This window comes from Rhodanobacter caeni, assembly GCF_039523575.1.
In the GTDB taxonomy this organism is placed as follows: domain Bacteria; phylum Pseudomonadota; class Gammaproteobacteria; order Xanthomonadales; family Rhodanobacteraceae; genus Rhodanobacter; species Rhodanobacter caeni.
Genome location: NZ_BAAAFO010000004.1, coordinates 137864 through 151478, shown reverse-complemented (window position 1 = coordinate 151478; position 13615 = coordinate 137864). Strand labels below are relative to the sequence as shown.

The window sequence follows — 13615 nt, the reverse complement described above, 5'->3', positions numbered from 1 at the left end:
CACCTGTAGGAGCGGCTTCAGCCGCGACCGGCAAACAGGCTTCGACCGAGGTCGCGACTGAAGTCGCTCCTACAGGGCGGATTACGCGCCGCCCCAGACCGCTTCGGGGCACCACACGCTGCCGTCCTCGTACACCACCGACGGGGTGTAATCGTCGATCAGGCTGATCGGGCCGTCCAGGTCGACCACGTCGCACAGCTGGCCCACCACGAAGGCCGGCGCCATCGCCAGCGACGAGCCGCCCATGTTGCCCACCATCAATTCGAAGCCCAGGGCGCGCGCCTCGCCGGCAATGGCCAGCGCCTCGGTGAGGCCGCCGCACTTGTCCAGCTTGATGTTGATGACGTCGACGCGGCCCACCATTTTTTTGAGGTCGCGGCGGTCCTGCACGCTTTCGTCGGCGGCGATGCGGATCGGCCGATCCAGACCGTCCAGCCAGTCTTCCTTGCCGACCGGGAACGGCTGCTCGACGACGTCCACCCGGGCCTGGTCCAGGGTGGGCAGCAGGCGCGCGAAGGACTCGCGGGTGAAGCCCTGGTTGGCGTCCACCATCAGCCACACGTCCGGCCGCGCCTGGCGCACGGCAAGCACGCGCTCGGCGCTGCGGCCGTCGTCGGTGAGTTTCAGCTTGATCGCGCGGGCGTCGGCATAGGCCTTGGCGGCTTCGGCCATCGCCTCGGGTTCTTCCGCGCCCAGCGTGTAGGTGGTGCGCAGTGGCTTGGGCTCATCCAGCCCGGCCAGTTGCCACACCGGCTTGCCGCTGCGCCTGGCTTCGAGATCCCACAGCGCGCAATCGAGCGCATTGCGCGCGCCGCCGGCGGGCAGCAGTTTCTGCAGCGCCTGGCGATCGATGCCGGCCTCGACCGGCGCACGCAGCGCCTCGATCTGCGCCTGCATGGTGGACGGCGTGTCGTGGCGGTAGTAGACGCCCTGCGCTTCGCCGCGGCCGGTGCGGCCCTCTTCGTCGGTCAGCTCCACGATCAGCGCATCGAACGCGATGAAGGTGTAGCCGGTGATGTGGAACGGCGCCTTGATCGCCCAGCTCTTTTGTCTTGCCTGCAGGCGCAAGCGCCCGCACCCATGAACGTTCATGCGTGTATTCCCGGATTGAAGCGCGGCGGCGAGGCCCGGCCGCCGCGCGGGTGGAGTCAGTAGCGGACGCTGAAGCTGATCAGCCCGAACGCCACGATGAACCAGCTCAGGTAGATCGCCGCCAGCGCCAGCAGGGTTTCACCGGCAAGCACCCAGCGGCCGCGGCGCGGGGCCATCCAGCAGCGCACCGCGTGCACCACCACGGCAAGCGCGCCGAGCAGGGCCAGCACGCCCAGCACGTAGAGCAGGTAAAGCCACGGCGTCATCGTGCCCTGCAGCAGCATGTCCTCGCTGATCATCGAGCTCACCAGCAGGGCGATCCAGCCGCCGATGTCGATGAACAGCAACAGCGCGCCCAGCCGCGACAGCAGGCGCGAGCGCCGCTGCGGCGCGTTCAGCGCGATCAGCCGGCCGTAGTGGCGACGCACCCAGCCACCGATGCCCCAGCTGAGCAGCGCCACGATCACGGCCAGCAACGACAACCCGCCCCACAGGCTCACCGAGCCCATCGAGCGTGCGGTGGGGACACGCTGGAACACGAACACCGGCGCCTCCACGTCGGTGGCCCAGTACGCGATGTCGCCGTTGTCGTCGGTGACGAACTTCAGGTGCGCATCGCCATTGACCTCGCGCCAGGTCAGCGGCCCCACTTCGCGCCAGTGCAGCGGCTTGCCCGCGTAGTTGTTCCAGATCGAGACGACGATGGTGCCGTCCTCCTGCGGCACCACGCTGGTCTGGCCCAGCAGGTACAGCGGGCGCAGCGCGCTGTCGTTGCGGCGGCTGGATTCGTACCAGCCAGCCACGCGCGCGGCGTCTTTTTTCGCGCTGGCCACGGTGGCTTCGGCGGGCGCGTCATAGGGGAAATAGCGGTCGAGGAAGGACTGGAAGATCGCCTTGCGGACCACGTGCGCGCCGCCTTCGCTGCCGGCGCTGTTGAACGACATGAAGATGCCCACGTTCGCATCCAGCAGCAGGTGCAGGTCGCTATGGAACACCACCGTGTCGCCGCCGTGGCCGATGATGCGCTGGCCGTGGCTGTCCTCCTGGTAGAAGCCCAGGTCGAAACCGGGCAGGCCTGGCGCGGCGGTGTACTGCGGGCTGTGCATCAGCTCGGCCGTGGCCTGCTGCAGGATGCGGGTGTCGCCGTAGCGGCCGCCCTGCAGCTGGGCGATCATGAACTTCGCCATGTCGGTGGCCGAGCTGCTCATCGCGCCGGCCGGTGCCGGATCCACCGGCTCGAACGCGCGCGGCTTGCCGTCGGACACGCTTTCGTAGCCTTTCGCCATCAGCGGTGCCAGCTCCGGCGGCAACGGCTGCGCGAAGCTGGAGTGCGTCATGCCCAGCGGATCGAAAATGTGGTGCTTGATGTAATCGGCGAATTTCTCGCCCGACACCCGCTGCACGATATAGCCGGCCAGGCCGCAACCGTAGTTGGAATACGCCACGATCTGGCCGGGCGGATAGATGCGCTCGGGGATGTGGGTCTTCAGGTAGTTCTCCAGGTCCACCTCATCCGTGGTTGCCGGCAGCAGGCCGCGCGCGGTGTCCTCGAAGCCCGCCGTGTGGGTCATGATCTGGCGCAGCGTGATCGGCTTGCCGTCACGCGCGGGGATCTTGAAATCGAGATAGGTGTTGACGTCGGTGTCCAGATCCAGCTTGCCCTGCTCCACCTGCTGCATCACCGCCGTCCAGGTGAACAGCTTGGAGGTGGAACCGGGGCGGAACAGCGTGGTTTCCGGTGATGGCGGCTGGCGCGTCTCAAGATCGGCATAACCGTAGCCACGGGCGAACAGCAGCTTGCCGTCCTTCACCACGCTGATCACCCCACCGGCGATATCGCCGCGCTTGATCGCGTAGGGCACCAGGCCGTCGAAAAAGGTTGTGAGGTCCGCCTCGGTCAGGGCGTGGGCGCCGGAGGGCGCGGCGACGGCGGTGTCGGCCATCACCTTGGCCGCCGTCGGCAACACGGTCGAGCCGGCGGGCGCCGGGACGGCCGGCGACGGCGGCACCTGCGCCGCGACCAGGCCGCTACAGAGGCTGAGGGCCAACCCCAGGGCGAGCTTCGCATAACGATTCATGGACACACTCCAGCAGATGGCGACAACGGCAAGGCTCAGAAGCTGACGGTGGCCGACACGCCAACGGTGCGCGGCGTCACGTACACCACGCCGAAGGGACTGCCGAGGGGATCGGTGGTTTCCGATGCCATCGAACTGATGCCGCGGTCGTCGGTGAGATTCTTCACGTAGGCCTTGAGGGTCCAGTTGTCGATGTTCACGCCCACGCGCAGATCGACACCGTTGTAGCCGGGCGCGTCGAAGCGCGGGCCGGGCACGGCCTGGAAATCGGTCTTGCGCTTGCCGACATGACTGTAGCTGCCACCGACGAAGCCCGACCACGCGCCGGCCAGCGGAAAGTCGTAATCGACGCCGACGTGGGCGTTCCATTTCGGCACCCACGGCAGGGCGTCGCCCTTGTAGCCGAACAGGCCCGGCGGCGTGTCGGCGGTCAGTTCGGCATCGGTCCAGGTGGCGTTGGCCGACAGCACCAGGCCCGGTGCCGCGGCATACTGCCAGTTCGCCTCCACGCCCTGGCTGCGCGCCTTGCCGCCATTGCCCAGGAAGCTGAAACCGCCAGCGAAGGAGGTGAGCTGGATCTTGTCCCAGTCGATGTAGAAGGCGGCCACGTCCAGCGCCATGCGCTTGTCGAGCAGGGTCGATTTCAGGCCCAGCTCGTAGCTCACCAGCTTGTCCGGCCCGAACGTCTCCGGCGCGCCCAGCCCCGGCGGCACGCCCACGTTGGGGCCGCCCGGCCGATAGCCCGAGGCAATGCGCACGTAGGCCATGAGGTCGTCGCTGAACTTGAAGCTGGGGTTCACCAGGAAGGTGGTGGGGCTGTCCGAGCCCTTGATGGTGAAGTCGCTGTCGCCCACCAGGATGCCGGTGCCGCTCTGGTTGAAGGTGGTGCGGTCATGCGTGTAGCGCGCGCCCAGCAACAGGCTGAACTGCGCGCTGGCATGCCAGGTGATGTCGCCGTAGCCCGCCCATTCGGTAAACGTCGCCGGGCCCACCGCGATGTGCCCCAGCGTGAAAGGCAGATCGATCGGCGCGCCGGTGGTGGCGTCGAAACTCAGCACGTCCTGCTGGTTGGTGGTGTGCTCGCGGGTGTAGAACACACCGGCGCGCCACTCCAGCGTGCGGTCTTCCGGCGACTGCAGGCGCAGCTCCTGGGTGAACTTGCCCAGGGTGATCGGGCCGTTGATCGAATAGCCGCCGTTGTCCAGCCCGAGCGCGGGATTGACGATCGGGCCATAGGCGACGGTCGCGTCGGGGTTGGCCTGCCGATCCAGCGTGCTGTAGCTGCTCACCGAAACGAGCTGGCTCCAACCGAAGTCGGCATTGATGCTGGCGTCGTACAGGCGATAGCGCACGCCGAAATTGCCGGTGCCGGGCGCGCGGCTTTGCTTGAGGTCGCCGTAGAGCGGTTTCAGCGTCAGCGGGTCCACGTCGACGCCACCGTTGGCCAGCGCGTTGCCGTGAAGGTTCTGCGCCAGCGCCGACAGGCGCAGCGAGAACGCTTCCGACGGCGTCCACAGCAGTTGCGCGCGGCCACCGCGCACTTCGGCGTCGTTGACGTCCTTCTCGCCGGTGGCAACGTTGTCGATGTAGCCGGGGTCGTGGCGCGCGTACGCATTCACCCGCAGTGCCAGCGCATCCTTGATCAGCGGCACGTTGAACATGGCGTGCGAATTCATGCCGCTTTCGCCGCCGGACACGCTGCTGCCGCCCACCGACAGGCGCCCTGCCACCGCCGTGGCATCCGGCTTCACCGTGACGAACTTCAGCAGACCGCCCAGCGTGTTCGCCCCGTACAGCGTGCCCTGCGGGCCGCGCAGCACTTCGATGCGCTCCAGGTCATCCGGGTCGATATCCGGCGTCAGCACGCTGCCTGCGGAATAGACCGTGCTGGAGCCGTAGGGCGTGTCGTCGATATACGTGCCCACGGTGGCGTTCGGCGTGTTGGCGCCGGAGGTGACGCCGCGCAGCGTGAGCTGGGTCTGGCCCGGCCCCTGCGATACCACGTTGAGGCCCGGCACCTGGCTGGCGTAATCGGAGAAACCCTGCGCGCCCTGTCGCTGCAGATCGTTGCCGGACACCGCCGACACCGCCATCGGCACCTCCTGCAGGCGTTCGCTGCGCTTGTTGGCGGTGACCACCACGGTGCCCAACTGGGTCGATGCGGTCGGGGAAGGCGGTGATGTCTGCGCATCTGGCGACGCCGCCAGGGAGGGGTCGGCATCCCCGGCAACCACCGCACCGCCGGCGGGGGTTTGGGCAATCACCCCCAGCGGAGCGAGCAGCGCAAGGGCGATGGCGATGCAGATGCCGCGACGGTGCGACAGGTGGCGCAATTCCATGACGTTCTCCCCGGGGGCAGGCATGCGGATGAGCTCGGACGCAGTGTTACGCTATTAACATAAACGTGTCAATGGTATCTTTCTATCATAGACGCGTGAGCCGAATCGACGGCTGGACGTCCAATGCACGCGCCGTGGACGCCGCCGCGGCTATACCGGCGCCATGCCCGAGCTCCCCGAAATCGAAACCTTCAGGCGCTATCTGGACCACACCTCGCTGCGCCAGAAGATCCGCGACGTCGCCGTCACCAGAGAGCGCATTCTCAAGGGCGTGTCGTTGCGCCAACTCGCCGGGGCATTGAAGAACCACAGCTTTCGCAAGACCGAACGCCACGGCAAATACCTGGCTGTGGACGTGGGTGACGGCAAGCAGATGGTGCTGCATTTCGGCATGACCGGCTGCCTGCATTACGTCGACCCGGACGATCCCGACTCGCGTTACGCGCGCATGATCGTCACCTTCGACAATGGCCATCGGCTCGACTACGACAACAAGCGCATGCTGGGCCGGGTGCGGCTGGTGGACGATTTCGACGATTTGATAGACGAGCTCGAGCTGGGCCCGGACGCGCTGGAGATCGGTGCCGACGCCTTCGACGAACGGCTGCGGTCCCACGGCGGTGCCATCAAGTCGACGTTGATGAACCAGTCGCTCGTGGCCGGGCTGGGCAACACGTACACCGACGAGATCCTGTTCCAGGCCCGCATCCACCCGGCCACGCCGGTCGACGCCCTGAACCCCGCCGATCGCAAACGCATCTACCGCATGATGCGCAAGGTGCTGCGCAAGGCCATCGACGTGCAGGGCGAGCCCGACCGCATGCCGCGCTCCTACCTCCTGCCGCATCGAAGCGACGGCGCCGCTTGCCCACGCGGCAATGGCACCGTGCACCGCTCGCGTGTGGCGGGACGCTCGGCGTACTACTGCCCGGCCTGCCAGCCGCGTGCCGGACGGAAGCGTTAGCCAGCCTCGGCCATGCGACGACCCGGGCGCTCCCTACACGCCTCTCACAACGGCCAGGCGTGCGCCGGGTAATAGCGCTGCATCATGCGCGCCACGTAGGCCACCAGATGGGGATGCGCCGCCGCGGCGCGTTGCAGTGGCGTATCGAAGAAGGGAGTGAGTACGCCGGCCAGCACGCCCAGCGCGGTGGCATCCACGCCGCTGGGCGAGGCGCCCATGAGATACGGCTGTTCGCCCAGCAAGGCCGCCACCGCATCGATCGAGCGCACGCCGAGTGTGGCAATCCCCTGCGCGCTGTGCCGGCCGATACCTTGCGCATGCAGCTCGGCCCGCTTGCCCGCCTGCATCTGCTCGCGTCGCTGCGCACGCTGCGGCTCGGGCACGCTGTCGGCAAACCGCGCCGGGCCCCTGGCGAAATTGTCCGGATCGATCCAGCGAAACCAGACCATCGCGAAGTAGAGATGATCCTCCAGCAGGCGCTCGATCGCCCACGCCTGCGCCCGCTGCCGGGCGCCCAGGCCCGCGTCCAGGTCGACCCCGTACTTGCGCTCGACATGGGCACGGATGAAGGTGGAGTCGCTCACCACTTCGCCGTGATCGTCGATGAAGGGCAGCTTTCCCAACGGCGCCTGCGGCGGAACCATCGGCACCCGCTCGTAGGCCAGCCCGGCCATGTTCAGCTGCACCTCGGTCTTGATCACGAACGGGCTGGTGTCGGGCAGCTCGAAGGCGGCGCGGGTGACATGCAGGGTGATGCCGGAGTCGGACATGGCGATGCTCGGTGGGGAAAGAGGCGTGAAGCCTGGCGCGGCGCTGCTGACAACGGCCTGTCAGCAGGGCGCTGTCCAAGACCGCGATCGCGCCGGGCGATCGGCGCCGGCGTTTGACCAGGCGCCCGCCAGGGAGGAAAGTAAGCACGGCAGCCGGGATTCACTCCCCCTGGTCCATGGCAACACCCGGCTCCCCGGAGGGTCCATGAAACCGTTACTCCCGCTCGCGCTTTTCACCCTGTTGGCTACCGGCGGTGCCGCCACGGCCTCCACCGATTCGCTCAACGAATTCCCGTCCGCGATCATGCCCGTGCTGGTGCAGGTGGATGCGCAAGGCAGGGTCACCGACGCCTCGCCTCCCACGAGGCTCTCGCCGCAACTCGACCGCCTGTTGCGGAAAAACCTGGCCGAAATGGTCAGCAAGCCGGCAACCGATCGCCACGGCCACCCGATCGCCAGCCAGGTCATCATCAACGTGGCCTTGCAGACCTCGCCCCGCGCCGAGGGCGACTACGACGCGAATTTCGCCTACGTCTCCACCAAACCCGTGCCCATGGGCTCCTGGTACTGGGTGCACGTCGACGGACACCGTCTGGCGCTCGCCAACCGGGACTATCGGGTGAACCGCAGGCTCTTCGAGTTCAACCACTATCGGGCCGGCTTTCGTCCCCAACCCATCCCTGTTCGGCAGTTGCCGCCGCCGATCCGCAACGCCTCGCAGCCACCGGCGGCATCCCGCCCCGGCCGATAAAGCTTCGGGGCAGCCCCTCGCAACGAATGAAAAAAGCCCGCCGGAAAAGGCGGGCTTTTGGTATCGGGCCACGCGGGATGGCGCTAGCCCAGCAGCACCCGGTTCATCCGCTGCACGAAGGCGGCCGGATCGGGCAACTGGGCGCCGGCGGCAATCTCCGCCTGTTCCAGCAGCAAGGTGGCCAGGTCCTTCGCCTTGGCCTCGTCGCTTTCCGCCTCGACCCGCTTGACCAATGCGTGCGCCGGATTGATCTCCAGCGTGGGCTTGGATTCGGGCATGTCCTGCCCTGCCTCGCGCAACAGGCGGGCCAGGTGCGGAGCCATTTCGTAATCGCTGAGCGCAAGGCATGAAGGCGAGTCGGTGAGGCGGGCGGAGACTTTCACCTCGCCCACGCGGTCGCCCAGCAGCTCCTTCAGCTTCTTCAGCAGCGGCTCGGCCTCCTTCGCGGCCTCTTCCTGCTTCTTCTTGTCGGCCTCGTCCAGCGGCACCTCGCCCTTGGCCACGCTCTTGAGCTTCTTGCCTTCGTACTCGCTCAGCGAGCCGATCATCCACTCGTCGATGCGGTCGGACATCAGCAGCACTTCGATGTCCTTGGCCTTGAACGCTTCCAGCTGCGGGCTGCCGGCGGCGGCCTTGTAGCTGTCGGCGGTGATGTACCAGATGGCGTCCTGGCCGATCGCCATGCGGCCGATGTAGTCGTCCAGCGACACGTTCTGCGCGGTGCCCTCGCCCTTGGTGCTGGCAAAGCGCAGCAGCTTGGCGATGCGCTCGCGGTTGTTGGCATCCTCGCTGATGCCTTCCTTGAGCGTGTTGCCGAACGCCTTGTAGAAGGTGGCGAATTTTTCCGGCTCGTCACGCGCCAGCTTCTCGATCAGGTCGAGCACGCGCTTCACGCAGGCGGCCTTGATGCGATCAAGCTGGCGGTTGTGCTGCAGGATCTCGCGGCTGACGTTGAGCGGCAGGTCGTCCGCGTCGACCACGCCGCGCACGAAGCGCAGGTAGTTCGGCAGCAGCTCCTCGGCGGCGTCCATGATGAACACGCGCTTGATGTACAGCTTCAGGCCCTTGCGCTCGTCGCGCGCGCCCATCATCAGGTCGAACGGCGGCTGCGAGGGCAGGTACAGCAAGGTGGTGAAGCTCTGGCTGCCCTCGACGCGATTGTGCGTCCACGCCAGCGCGTCGTTGAAGTCGTGGCCCAGCGACTTGTAGAAGCTCTGGTAGTCCTCGTCGCTGATCTCGCTCTTGGGCTTGGTCCACAGCGCCGAGGCGGCATTGATGGTTTCCCACTCGCCGGTGGGCTTGTCGTCCTTCTCGGTGGGCATGCGGATCGGAAAGGCCACGTGGTCGGAATAGCGCGTGATCAGCGAGCGCAGCTGCCAGCGCTTCAGGAACTCGTCCTCGTCGGCCTTCAGGTGCAGGATGACGGAGGTGCCGCGCTCGGCCAGCTCCACCTGCTCCAGCGAATACTCGCCCTTGCCGTCGCTCTCCCACTTCACGCCCTCACCGGCCGGCGCATCGGCGCGGCGGCTCAGCACGGTGACCTTGTCGGCGACCACGAAGGCGGAATAGAAGCCCACGCCGAACTGGCCGATCAGGCGAGCATCGGCCTTCTGCTCGCCCGACATCGCCTCCAGGAAACGGCGCGTGCCCGAGCTGGCGATGGTGCCGATATTGGCCACGACTTCATCGCGGCTCATGCCGATGCCGTTGTCGCGCACGGTGACGGTGCGCGCCTCCGGGTCCCAGCTCACGTCGATGTGCAGCTCGCTGTCGCCTGCCGACAATTCAGGATGGGCGATGGACTCGAAACGCAGCTTGTCGCAGGCGTCGGACGCGTTGGAAACCAGCTCGCGCAGGAAGATCTCCTTGTGCGAGTACAGCGAATGCGTGACCAGGTGCAGGACCTGGGCCACTTCGGCTTCGAATTTGCGTGTTTCGGTGGCGGGTGCGTTCATGCGTGGATGTTCCGTACTGAAGTTGACGATGGACACTGGCTCCTCCCCCTGCACGCAGAGGGAGTCGGAAGGTTGGCTCTTGATCCGGGCTCTCAAAGATAAGGTCAAGAGCACCCCACCCCAACCCTCCCCTGCATGCAGGAGAGGGGGAAATGCGGGTATCAGGCGGCGTTCTGCAGCGCGGCGATGCGCTCGTCCAGCGGCGGGTGGCTCATGAACAATCGCCTGAGGCCATCGGCCAGCGGTCCGGAGATGCCGAACGCGGCGATGGTGCTGGGCAGGGTATTTTCGCCGTGGTCGGCTTTCAGGCGCTGCAGCGCGGAAATCATCGCGCCGCGGCCGGCGAACTGCGCACCGGCGGAGTCGGCGCGAAACTCCCGCCAGCGCGAGAACGCGGCCACGATCATCGAGGCGAACAGGCCAAACACCACCTGCAGCACCATCACCACCATGAAATAGCCGAGGCCGCCGCCACGATTTTCGTCACGGCCGCCGCTCATCCAGCTGTCGATGGCGCGCCCGACCACGCGCGCGGCAAGGATCACCAGCGTGTTCAACACGCCCTGGATCAGGGTCAGCGTGACCATGTCGCCGTTGGCCACGTGACCGATCTCGTGACCCAGCACGGCACTGACCTGCTCGCGATCCATCTGCTGCAGCAAGCCGGAGCTCACCGCCACCAGCGAGCTGTTCCTGGTCATGCCGGTGGCGAACGCGTTCATTTCCGGCGCGTCGTAGATGGCCACCTCGGGCATGCCGATGCCGGCGTTCCGGGCGTGCTGGCGCACGGTGTCGAGCAGCCAGCGCTCGGTCTCGTTCCGCGGCTGGGTGATCACGCGGGCGCCGGTGCTGCGCTTGGCGATCCACTTGGACAGCGCCAGCGAAATGAAGGCGCCGCCCATGCCGAACACGGCGGCGTAGAGCAGCAGGCCGGTCATGCCGCCGTAGCCGTTGGCCGAGGCCATCTGGTCGATGCCGAACAGCCGGCACACGATGGCCAGCAGCAAAAGGACGGCGATATTGGTAGCGAGAAACAGGACGATGCGGCGCATGGCACTCTTGGGCAGTCAGGGAAGATGCTGGCTCCCCGGAACAGCGGCACGCTGTACGCACCCCGCTCCGGGACCACCCAAGTTTCGGGACGGCGGACGGGTTTTCAAGGGCTCGCCGCCGGCTCGAGGCCGCCGCGCGATCGGCCGGATTCAGCGCCAGGCCGGCTCGCTTTTCTGTTCGAAATGCTCGTAGGCAGTGATCAGGCCGCCGAGCACCTCGGCCGAGGTTTCGAACAGCGCCTGGGCCTTGGGGTCGGAAACCTTGGACACGTCTTCGCGGACGTGGTCCATGGTGTCGCGCAGCATGCCTTTGATCTTGTCGGTGTGGTGGCGCGGATCGCTGTCCGCATACCTTGTGTGCCCGGTCATCATCGTTCTCCGTCGCGTGCCGCGGCCGCGCGCTTGGTCGCGGTCGGCCAGCATGGATGCTCCGCCGGTTCTCGTTGCATGCGGGTGAACGCAAGGATGTCGCCACGGGACGCCAACGTATAATGCGGCCATGGATTATCGCGGCCGTTTCGCCCCCTCGCCCACCGGTCGGCTGCACTTCGGCTCGCTGGTGGCGGCGCTGGCCAGCTGGCTGTGTGCACGGCAGGCAGGGGGCCAGTGGCTGCTGCGCATGGAGGATCTGGACCCGCCGCGCGAGGTGGCGGGCGCGGCCAGCAGCATCCTTGCCACGCTGCCGGCCTTCGGCCTGGTCGCCGACGAGCCGGTGCTGTTCCAGAGCCGCCGCCGCGCCGCCTACGACGCCGCATTCGAGCAACTGCGCGCCGCCGGCCACCTGTTCGCCTGCACATGCAGCCGCACCGACCTGGCGGCCACCGGTGGGCGCCATGTCGACGGCCGCTGCGTCGGCACCGGGTCCGGCCGCGCGCCGGCATGGCGCCTGCGCGCGCCGGATGTCGACATCGATTTCCACGATGCCCTGCAGGGGCCGCAGCGGCAGAACCTGCGCCAGCAGGTGGGCGACTTCGTGATCCGCCGCGCCGACGGCATCTACTCGTACCAGCTCGGCTGCGTGGTCGACGACGCGTTCCAGCAGGTCACCGAGGTGGTGCGCGGCCACGACCTGCTCGATTCCACGCCCCGGCAGATCTGGCTCCAGCGTTGCCTGGGCTTGCCCACGCCCACGTATCGGCACCTGCCCCTGGTGCTGGACGAGCACGGCCACAAGCTGTCCAAATCCGCGCAGGCGTTGCCGGTGGATGCGACCGACCCGCTGCCGGCGCTGCGTTGCGTCGCGCAATTCCTGGCATTGCCATGGCGCGACGGCGTCGCCGACGTGCACGCGGCGCTGGCGGCGCTGCTGGCGCAGGTGCAGCCTGACCGGTTGCCCCGCCACAACCGTCGATGGACGGCCAAAAGTCCATAAAACAGTTGCGAACGGCCATGTCATCGCGGAGAGTGCAAGGGTCGGCACGCCACGGCGCACATCGCCGATCCGCATCACCTACAGGAGAAGGAAAATGACGCAACGCACGGCATTGGTTACCGGTGGCACCGGCGGCATCGGCAGCGCGATCATCCGCTACCTGGCCGGACAGGGGCATCGCGTGGTCACCAACTACCGTGACGCGGCGAAAGCCGAAACCTGGCGCCAGGCCATGGCCGCCGACGGCATCGACGTGACCATGGTGCCCGGCGACGTCAGCGACCCCGAGGCTTCCGAAGCGATGATCCACGCCATCGAAGCGCAATGCGGCCCGGTGGAAATCCTGGTCAACAACGCGGGCATCACCCGCGACTCCACCTTCCACAAGATGAACTACCAGCAGTGGATGGACGTGGTGAACACGAACCTCAACGCCTGCTTCAACGTCACCCGCCCGGTGATCGAAGGCATGCGCGCGCGCAAGTGGGGACGCATCGTGCAGATCAGCTCCATCAACGGCCAGAAGGGCCAGTACGGCCAGGCCAACTACGCCGCCGCCAAGGCCGGCATGCACGGCTTCACCATCTCGCTGGCGCAGGAAAACGCGAAGTTCGGCATCACCGTCAACACCGTATCGCCCGGCTACGTGGGCACCGACATGGTGATGGCGGTACCGGAAGACGTGCGCGCCAAGATCGTGGCGCAGATCCCCGTCGGCCGCCTCGGCCGTCCGGAAGAAATCGCCCACGCCGTCGCCTTCCTCACCGGCGAGGAAACCAGCTGGATCACCGGCGCCAACCTCGCCATCAACGGCGGGCACTACATGGGTTGGTAAAACCCGCGTGATGAAACTGCCAGTGGCAGTTTCAGCGGGTTTTACCAGGTGAGGCATGGATGCCGAACGGGCAGCGTCGCATGGATGCCTGCTTGCCTCAGCTCCCAGAGGCGCAGCTCGCATACCAGCTTTCCCGCGAGCACCCGCCCCCTCTCCTCAATCCTCTCCCCGCAGGGGAGAGGAGGATTACGGTGCCTTCAGGCTTTTCGCTTATACGGCAAGCCCACACAACACCCCACCTCAGCGCAGAAAGAAACCGTAATCCCCTCTCCCCTGCGGGGAGAGGGCAGGGAGAGGGGGGACATGCCGCGGGGAAGCAACAACGAAGCCCTCCACGGCACCGAAAGCTCCATCCGTCAGCTCTTCCGCAAGCACCCGCCCCCTCTCCTCAATCCTCTCCCCGCCGG

The 13615-nt window shown here is 67.0% G+C and carries 11 protein-coding genes; 4 read left to right on the top strand and 7 right to left on the bottom strand.

The genetic code is table 11. The features are described 5' to 3' along the window. Positions 1-81: 81 nt before the first annotated feature. The 3 genes from ABD017_RS13255 to ABD017_RS13245 are packed head-to-tail and all read right to left on the bottom strand — an operon-like array spanning position 82 to position 5509. The gene (locus ABD017_RS13255) at positions 82-1092 is read right to left on the bottom strand and encodes a dipeptide epimerase (RefSeq protein WP_343883260.1); all 1011 of its coding nucleotides are present in this window, start codon (positions 1090-1092) and stop codon (positions 82-84) included. A 56-nt stretch (positions 1093-1148) separates the two neighbouring features. After that, a complete protein-coding gene (locus tag ABD017_RS13250; protein ID WP_343883259.1) occupies positions 1149-3170 on the bottom strand; it encodes a serine hydrolase domain-containing protein in 2022 nt (673 codons plus the stop codon). A gap of 35 nt (positions 3171-3205) precedes the next feature. Further along, positions 3206-5509 carry a TonB-dependent receptor gene (locus ABD017_RS13245; RefSeq protein WP_343883258.1) on the bottom strand — a complete coding sequence of 768 codons (2304 nt, stop codon included), beginning with the start codon at positions 5507-5509 and terminating at the stop codon, positions 3206-3208. 163 nt (positions 5510-5672) lie between these two features. Between ABD017_RS13245 and ABD017_RS13240 the strand changes: the two genes are divergently transcribed. Continuing rightward, positions 5673-6473: an Fpg/Nei family DNA glycosylase gene (locus tag ABD017_RS13240; protein WP_343883257.1), complete on the top strand. Its 801-nt coding sequence runs from the start codon at positions 5673-5675 to the stop codon at positions 6471-6473. Between the two features lie 44 nt (positions 6474-6517). Here ABD017_RS13240 and ABD017_RS13235 read toward each other — a convergent pair whose 3' ends face one another. Next, on the bottom strand, positions 6518-7243 hold the full coding sequence (locus tag ABD017_RS13235; protein ID WP_343883256.1) for a glutathione S-transferase family protein: 726 nt from the start codon (positions 7241-7243) through the stop codon (positions 6518-6520). Between ABD017_RS13235 and ABD017_RS13230 the strand changes: the two genes are divergently transcribed. Then, positions 7242-7994 (top strand): hypothetical protein, encoded by a 753-nt coding sequence (locus tag ABD017_RS13230; RefSeq protein WP_343883255.1) that lies wholly within the window; start codon positions 7242-7244, stop codon positions 7992-7994. The genes ABD017_RS13235 and ABD017_RS13230 overlap by 2 nt on opposite strands. Before the next feature lie 83 nt (positions 7995-8077). Here the strand turns inward: ABD017_RS13230 and htpG are convergent, their stop codons facing one another. The 3 genes from htpG to ABD017_RS13215 form a co-directional block, all read right to left on the bottom strand. Then, positions 8078-9949 carry a molecular chaperone HtpG gene (gene htpG / locus ABD017_RS13225; protein ID WP_343883254.1) on the bottom strand — a complete coding sequence of 624 codons (1872 nt, stop codon included), beginning with the start codon at positions 9947-9949 and terminating at the stop codon, positions 8078-8080. Positions 9950-10110: 161 nt separating this feature from the next. Beyond that, positions 10111-11001 carry a protease HtpX gene (htpX, locus tag ABD017_RS13220; RefSeq protein ID WP_343883253.1) on the bottom strand — a complete coding sequence of 297 codons (891 nt, stop codon included), beginning with the start codon at positions 10999-11001 and terminating at the stop codon, positions 10111-10113. A 150-nt stretch (positions 11002-11151) separates the two neighbouring features. Further along, positions 11152-11424 (bottom strand): hypothetical protein, encoded by a 273-nt coding sequence (locus ABD017_RS13215; RefSeq protein WP_343883252.1) that lies wholly within the window; start codon positions 11422-11424, stop codon positions 11152-11154. A gap of 76 nt (positions 11425-11500) precedes the next feature. Between ABD017_RS13215 and gluQRS the strand changes: the two genes are divergently transcribed. After that, the gene (gluQRS, locus tag ABD017_RS13210) at positions 11501-12373 is read left to right on the top strand and encodes a tRNA glutamyl-Q(34) synthetase GluQRS (RefSeq protein ID WP_343883251.1); all 873 of its coding nucleotides are present in this window, start codon (positions 11501-11503) and stop codon (positions 12371-12373) included. A 94-nt stretch (positions 12374-12467) separates the two neighbouring features. After that, positions 12468-13208, top strand: a complete 741-nt coding sequence (gene phbB, locus ABD017_RS13205; protein ID WP_343883250.1) for an acetoacetyl-CoA reductase — start codon at positions 12468-12470, stop codon at positions 13206-13208. Positions 13209-13615: the final 407 nt, after the last annotated feature.

What these genes read in the sequence shown, in the direction of transcription:
- ABD017_RS13255 (WP_343883260.1), bottom strand. Translation starts at nt 1,092, where the DNA reads ATGAACGTTCATGGGTGCGGGCGCTTGCGCCTGCAGGCAAGACAAAAG.
- phbB (WP_343883250.1), top strand. Translation starts at nt 12,468, where the DNA reads ATGACGCAACGCACGGCATTGGTTACCGGTGGCACCGGCGGCATCGGC.
- htpX (WP_343883253.1), bottom strand. Translation starts at nt 11,001, where the DNA reads ATGCGCCGCATCGTCCTGTTTCTCGCTACCAATATCGCCGTCCTTTTG.
- htpG (WP_343883254.1), bottom strand. Translation starts at nt 9,949, where the DNA reads ATGAACGCACCCGCCACCGAAACACGCAAATTCGAAGCCGAAGTGGCC.
- ABD017_RS13240 (WP_343883257.1), top strand. Translation starts at nt 5,673, where the DNA reads ATGCCCGAGCTCCCCGAAATCGAAACCTTCAGGCGCTATCTGGACCAC.
- ABD017_RS13235 (WP_343883256.1), bottom strand. Translation starts at nt 7,243, where the DNA reads ATGTCCGACTCCGGCATCACCCTGCATGTCACCCGCGCCGCCTTCGAG.
- ABD017_RS13245 (WP_343883258.1), bottom strand. Translation starts at nt 5,509, where the DNA reads ATGGAATTGCGCCACCTGTCGCACCGTCGCGGCATCTGCATCGCCATC.
- ABD017_RS13215 (WP_343883252.1), bottom strand. Translation starts at nt 11,424, where the DNA reads ATGCTGGCCGACCGCGACCAAGCGCGCGGCCGCGGCACGCGACGGAGA.
- ABD017_RS13230 (WP_343883255.1), top strand. Translation starts at nt 7,242, where the DNA reads ATGGCGATGCTCGGTGGGGAAAGAGGCGTGAAGCCTGGCGCGGCGCTG.
- gluQRS (WP_343883251.1), top strand. Translation starts at nt 11,501, where the DNA reads ATGGATTATCGCGGCCGTTTCGCCCCCTCGCCCACCGGTCGGCTGCAC.
- ABD017_RS13250 (WP_343883259.1), bottom strand. Translation starts at nt 3,170, where the DNA reads ATGAATCGTTATGCGAAGCTCGCCCTGGGGTTGGCCCTCAGCCTCTGT.